Source organism: Nocardiopsis sp. NPDC058631, from assembly GCF_042716955.1.
Taxonomy (GTDB): Bacteria; Actinomycetota; Actinomycetes; order Streptosporangiales; family Streptosporangiaceae; genus Nocardiopsis.
On record NZ_JBHXQY010000179.1, the window covers coordinates 1 to 5,233 of the forward strand.

The following is a 5,233-nucleotide window of genomic DNA, read 5'->3' on the forward strand; positions in this document are numbered from 1 at the left end:
CGCTACAACCCCGTCGACGTCACCATCCCCAACGTGCTCAGCTTCCTCGCGACCGGCACGTTCGACGGCGAGGTCCACGTGTCCTCACCCGCGGCGTCCTTCGGGCTCTCGACCGTGACCCGCGCGGGCGCGACCGGCGGCCCGGGCTCCGAAGCCCGGTCCACCTCGTCCTCCGCGGCCCCGGGGGGACGCACGTCCCCCCGGGGCCCTGCCAGCTCGCTCGGCCCGCTGCCGGTCAGCCCTCGCTGCTCTCGGCGGAGGTGTCGGCGGCGTTCTTCTTGCGGCGCGCGAAGTACGCGGCCGCGCCACCGCCGGCGGCGATCGCGGCACCGGCGGCGATCAGCCCTGCCAGGGGGCTACCGGTCGTGGCCAGGGCCTCGGTCGGCTTCGGCTCCGGCTTCGGCAGCTCGGCGGTGTCGCGGGAGGGCGGGGTCTTGTCGTCGCCGCCGTCGCCGCCGTTGTCGTTGTCGTTGCCGCCGCCGTTACCCGGGTCCTCGGCCGTGGCACCGATGCTGGCGTAGGTGACGCCCAGGGCGTAGCCGCCCTCGAACTCACCCGGAACGGTGATGTCCACGAGCAGGGCGGTGTAGGCGTCGTCCCAGTCGAAGCCCGCGTCGTCCGAGGTGTAGGTGCCCTGATCCTGGTAGGGGGTGCCGACCACGGCGTCGAGCTCGTTCACCTCGTAGGCGACGCTGCCCGGGTCGACCGAGTGGGTGACGGCACCGTCCCAGGACTGGGTCGTCGTGACGCTCGCACCGGTGATCGTGGCGGACAGGACGATCTCGTCGCCGGCGGAGGAGAGGTCGATGTCGTCCTCCCCCAGCTCGACGAGGGGGGCCACGGCCGCGTCGTCCGCAGGGGCCTCGCCGCCGTCTGCGTCGGGCGCCTCGGTGGGCTCGGTGCCGGGGACCTCGACGGGCTCCTCGGACGGCGTCCCGGCGGTTCCCTCGTCCTCGCCCTCGCCCTCACCGGGAGCAGAGGGCTCCTCGGTCTCGGTTCCCTCCTCGGTGGGCTCGTCGGACGGTTCCTCGTCCAGCTCGGCGTCGTCCAGCTCGGCGTCGTCCTCCTCGTCCTGCGCCTCCTCGATGATCTCCTCGACGTCGGAGGCGGTGAGCTGGACACTGGCGCTGGCCACCGTGGTGGTGGAGGTCGCCCCGTTCCCGTCGACCGAGGCCGAGGTGGAGGCCTCGATGCTGAAGTATTCGTCGAGGGCGCCGGAGAAGCTGTTGGAGGCGCTGTCCGACTCGCCCTGCGGGGTGATGTAGGTCTCCGCGATGCCGTACCCGTCGGAGACGTTGGCGTGGGCCCAGCCCACGGTCTGGGTGTCGGCGGCGGCGGGAAGGGCCGTGGCCACACCGAGCGCGCCCAGCGCGGCGAAGGCGGCGCCGCCCTGGAGAATGCGGCGCGCGGTCACGCGAGTGTTCTTCAAGTCAATCCTCATTCGGATTACCGCGGTCCGAGACCTCTCGGACCGGCCTGGCTGCGCGGACGACCGCCGACAGCGGGGTTTTCGGGGTACGGAACACGGGCCAGGGTCGGATGGGGGATGGCGGGGGCACACAGAAGCCCCCTACCTGCGAAAACGGGGAAAATCGGTCGCGACCACAGAACGGGGGTCCGCGAAACCGAGCCGAAGCAGCTTCCCATTTCCTCATTCGAATCTTACAACGGACGAAACGGGAGAATCACCCGACATCCCATCACGACCAGATCACAATGAAGATGCGAGGTTACACTGAGCGAGGAAGTAATTCTTGTGGGAATTTTTTCCCGAACGGCGTAAACCTCACCCCGGAACGAGCGTCTTATAAAGAAGGCGCACCCCTGGAGGCGACCACTCGGGCACCCGTGCGGCAGGCCCCGGGAACAACCCGCCGTGACGGACGACACATCCCTTTCGCCCGCATCCCCCACTCCCCCTGTGCACCCTTCATGCGGGTACGCGCCGTTATGCCCCGGCTGCCGCGAGCGGCTAGGTTGTGGGCATGCCCGTCTCCGCACCGCCAGGACCCCGGAGCCGCGCCACCCGCGCCCTGTCTCTGACGTCCCTCGCCCTCCTCCTCACCGCCGCCTGCGCGGCCTCGCCAGGAGGGACCTCCAGCGGCGACCCCACGGCGGCGCCCCCGCTCCCGGGCCCACAGGACGGCGGCGACCCCCCTGCCGGCGACCGGGACACCGCACCCGACGGCGGGTCCGACGGCCCACCCGCCGGTGAGGGCCCCCTCGGCACCCGCGTCGTCGTCATCGACCCCGGCCACAACGGCGGCAACGCCTCCGCCGCGAGCGAGATCAACGAGTTCGTCCCCGCAGGGCCTGCGGAGAAGGCCTGCGACACCGTCGGCGCGGAGACCAACGACGGGTACCCGGAACACGAGTTCAACTGGGAGCTGTCGCTACTGGTCAAGGAACGGCTGGAAGCCGATGGCGCCACGGTGTTCCTCACACGCGAGGACAACGGCGGCGTGGGCCCGTGCATCGACGAAAGGGCCGAGATCGGCAACGAGGCGGAGGCCGACGCCGCCCTGTCCATCCACGCCGACGGCGGACCCGAGTCCGGGCGCGGCTTCCACGTGATCATGCCCGGTGAGGTGGAGGGCTTCACCGAGGACATCGTGGAGCCCTCCCAGCTGCTCGCCGAGGACATCCGCCGCGCGTACCTGGAGGGGAGCGACATCCCCTACGCCGACTACCTCGCCGACGAGGGCCTGGACGAGCGCACCGACCTGGGCGGGCTGAACATGTCCACGGTGCCCAAGGTGTTCCTGGAGGCGGGCAACATGCGCAACCCCGAGGACGCCGCGCTCCTGTCCGACCCCGCGTGGCGGGAACGCGCTGCCGACTCCATCGCCCGGGGGATGGCCGCCTACCTCATGCGTCGGTGACACCGGGCACGAACGTCCACACCCGGCCACCCGTGCGTATGGCGGGCGCAGCCCTCCCTCGGCATAATGCGTGCATGACTTCCGCCCAGCCCCCGGCGCGCCTGTCGGCCTCACCCGTGTTCGACGTGGTCCTGCGCGGCTTCAACCGCGCCCAGGTCGACGACCTCATCGACCGGACGTCCTTCACGGTGGCCGTGCTCACGGGCTCGCCCGTGTACTCCGACACCCCCTTCCCCGAGCTGCCCGAGGAGCAGCGGCCGGCGCCGATCAGCGCGGAGGAGCTGCGGACCGCGGGGCTGGACCTGGTCCTGCGCGGTTACGACCGCGCCCAGGTCCGGGATGTCCTCTCCGGCCTCGTCGAGCGGCTCTCCGACGCGGAATCACGCGCGAGCCGAGGATAACCGCCACGAGAACCTCCTGAACTGCACAATGGGGACCATGCCTCTGACACCGGCGGACATCCGCGAAAAGAAGTTCCACACGGTGCGTCTGCGCCCGGGTTACAACGAGGAGGACGTCGACGCCCTCCTCGACCGGATCGAGGCGACCCTCGTCGCCCTGGAGGGCGGTCCGCGCAGCGGTCCGCTCATCACGGCCGACGAGGTGCGCAACTCACGGTTCCGCACCACGCGGCTGAGTCCGGGGTACCGCGAGGACGAGGTCGACGACTTCCTCGACGTCGTGGTCGCCGACCTGGCCGGACGCGGTCTCGGCCGGTCCGGCGGCCAGACGTCCCCGCCGCTGCCGCCCAGGCCCGGCCAGGGTGACGGCCCCGGGCCGTCACGGCACCAGGCAACCGAGCCGCAGCACCCTGTGGGGGGCCGGCGGTACGCGCCCGCCGACGCGTCCGGGAGCGAGCGTCCGCCCCAGCGGTTCGGGATGACTTCGGAGGACGTCCGGGAGCAGCAGTTCGCGACGACCCGGTTGACCACGGGCTACAACGAGCAGGAGGTCGACGACTTCCTGGACCGCGCCGAGTTCACGCTCGACGTGCTCCAGAAGGGCCGCCCCGAGCGGGCGACCCTCACCGCGGCGGAGGTGGAGCGGATCCAGTTCGCCACCACCCGGGCCCGCCCGGGGTACGACCCGGCCCAGGTCGACCGGTTCCTGGACGTCCTCGCGGAGGAGCTGCGCCGCTATGAGCAGCAGTAGGCGGCGAGGGCTGTCACGGAGGGCGGGCGTCGCGGGTCCGGCCCCGGAGCGCGAAGGAGTGCGCCGGGCCCGCCCGGGGCGGGCATGCCCACGGCCTTGCGGCCCGCCTCTTCCGAACACGCCGTAGCGCACAGAACCCCATACCCAGGGAAGCGGAAAGTAATATTTGAACACAGGGAGTAGTCACACCCTGTTGTCACACTGACCTTGTCCCGAGGGTAGGCAGGATGTTCCACCCGACGTCCCCGGAGAGCCGCACCGCCGCCTGGCCGGACCACGGCGGGTCCGGCTGCTCCACGGTCTCCGGGGAGGATGTGCTGTTCCCGACCCCGTTGTTCGGCCGCTCCACCGACCCGAACGCGTGCGACGGGGACGAGGAGCTCGTACCGACGCCCGCGCACCCCTGGGAGGGGCCGCTGCTGGTGGCGTGCGCGGCCGTGACCCTGGTGATGGCCGCCGTGCTCGCCCGCGCGGTATGGGCGGGAACGGGGTCCTGGACGTGTGTGGCCGCCGCCCTGGCGGTGGTGCCCGCGGTGTGCTGGGCGGTGCGGGGGCTGGTGTACGCCCGGCGTCGCGCGGAGTCGGTCAAGATCTCGCCCACGCAGTTCCCCGAGGCGTACCGGATGGTGGTGTCGCTGGCCGCCGACATGGGGTTGTCGAGGCCTCCCGAGGCGTACGTCCGGCTCGGCGGGGGGCGCTGCGGAACAGATGCCTCGGGTCACGGGCGGCACCGCTACCTGGTGCTTTCGGACGACTTGTTCGACGCCGACGGAAGGCTGCGGGACCCGGAGGCGCTGGCGTTCCTGATCACCCACCAGCTCGGCCACGTGGTCGCGGGTCACACCGGCTTCTGGAGACGGATGGCGACGATCGGCGCGGACCTCGTTCCGGGACTGGGCTCGGCGCTGTCCCGCGCCATGGAGTACACGGCCGACGACCACGCCTACGCCCGGTTCCCCGAGGGGGCTCACGCCGTCAGGATCCTCGCGGGGGGCGCCCACCTGTACACCCGGGTGAACATGGGGGAGATGGCAGACCGGGCGCGCACCGATCGGGGCTGTTCCCTGCTGCTGTACCACCTGCTGACCCGCCGCCCCAGCAACACGCGGCGGATGGCGGCGCTCCGTGACCGTACGCGGCGCGGTCGCGTCTTCCTCTGACGGAGGGGGTGCCCGGCAGGCCGACCGCGGTCGGCCGGG

5 protein-coding genes are annotated in these 5,233 nt (G+C 71.7%); 4 read left to right on the forward strand and 1 reads right to left on the reverse strand.

Annotated elements, in window-relative coordinates:
* Positions 1–235: 235 nt before the first annotated feature.
* Complete coding sequence (locus ACFWTE_RS29585) at positions 236–1,429, reverse strand: cell wall protein (protein ID WP_378783217.1); 1,194 nt, start codon at positions 1,427–1,429, stop codon at positions 236–238.
* Between the two features lie 556 nt (positions 1,430–1,985).
* Here ACFWTE_RS29585 and ACFWTE_RS29590 point away from each other — a divergent pair.
* From ACFWTE_RS29590 to ACFWTE_RS29605, 4 genes are all read left to right on the forward strand, one after another.
* Positions 1,986–2,882 carry an N-acetylmuramoyl-L-alanine amidase gene (locus tag ACFWTE_RS29590; protein WP_378783219.1) on the forward strand — a complete coding sequence of 299 codons (897 nt, stop codon included), beginning with the start codon at positions 1,986–1,988 and terminating at the stop codon, positions 2,880–2,882.
* 74 nt (positions 2,883–2,956) lie between these two features.
* On the forward strand, positions 2,957–3,283 hold the full coding sequence (locus ACFWTE_RS29595; RefSeq protein ID WP_378783220.1) for a hypothetical protein: 327 nt from the start codon (positions 2,957–2,959) through the stop codon (positions 3,281–3,283).
* Between the two features lie 28 nt (positions 3,284–3,311).
* Complete coding sequence (locus tag ACFWTE_RS29600) at positions 3,312–4,034, forward strand: DivIVA domain-containing protein (protein ID WP_378783222.1); 723 nt, start codon at positions 3,312–3,314, stop codon at positions 4,032–4,034.
* Between the two features lie 227 nt (positions 4,035–4,261).
* A complete protein-coding gene (locus ACFWTE_RS29605; protein ID WP_378783223.1) occupies positions 4,262–5,194 on the forward strand; it encodes a M48 family metallopeptidase in 933 nt (310 codons plus the stop codon).
* The last annotated feature ends 39 nt before the right edge of the window (positions 5,195–5,233 follow it).

Coding starts and splice junctions, on each gene's coding strand:
- ACFWTE_RS29590 (WP_378783219.1), top strand. CDS start 1,986: ATGCCCGTCTCCGCACCGCCAGGACCCCGGAGCCGCGCCACCCGCGCC.
- ACFWTE_RS29595 (WP_378783220.1), top strand. CDS start 2,957: ATGACTTCCGCCCAGCCCCCGGCGCGCCTGTCGGCCTCACCCGTGTTC.
- ACFWTE_RS29600 (WP_378783222.1), top strand. CDS start 3,312: ATGGGGACCATGCCTCTGACACCGGCGGACATCCGCGAAAAGAAGTTC.
- ACFWTE_RS29605 (WP_378783223.1), top strand. CDS start 4,262: ATGTTCCACCCGACGTCCCCGGAGAGCCGCACCGCCGCCTGGCCGGAC.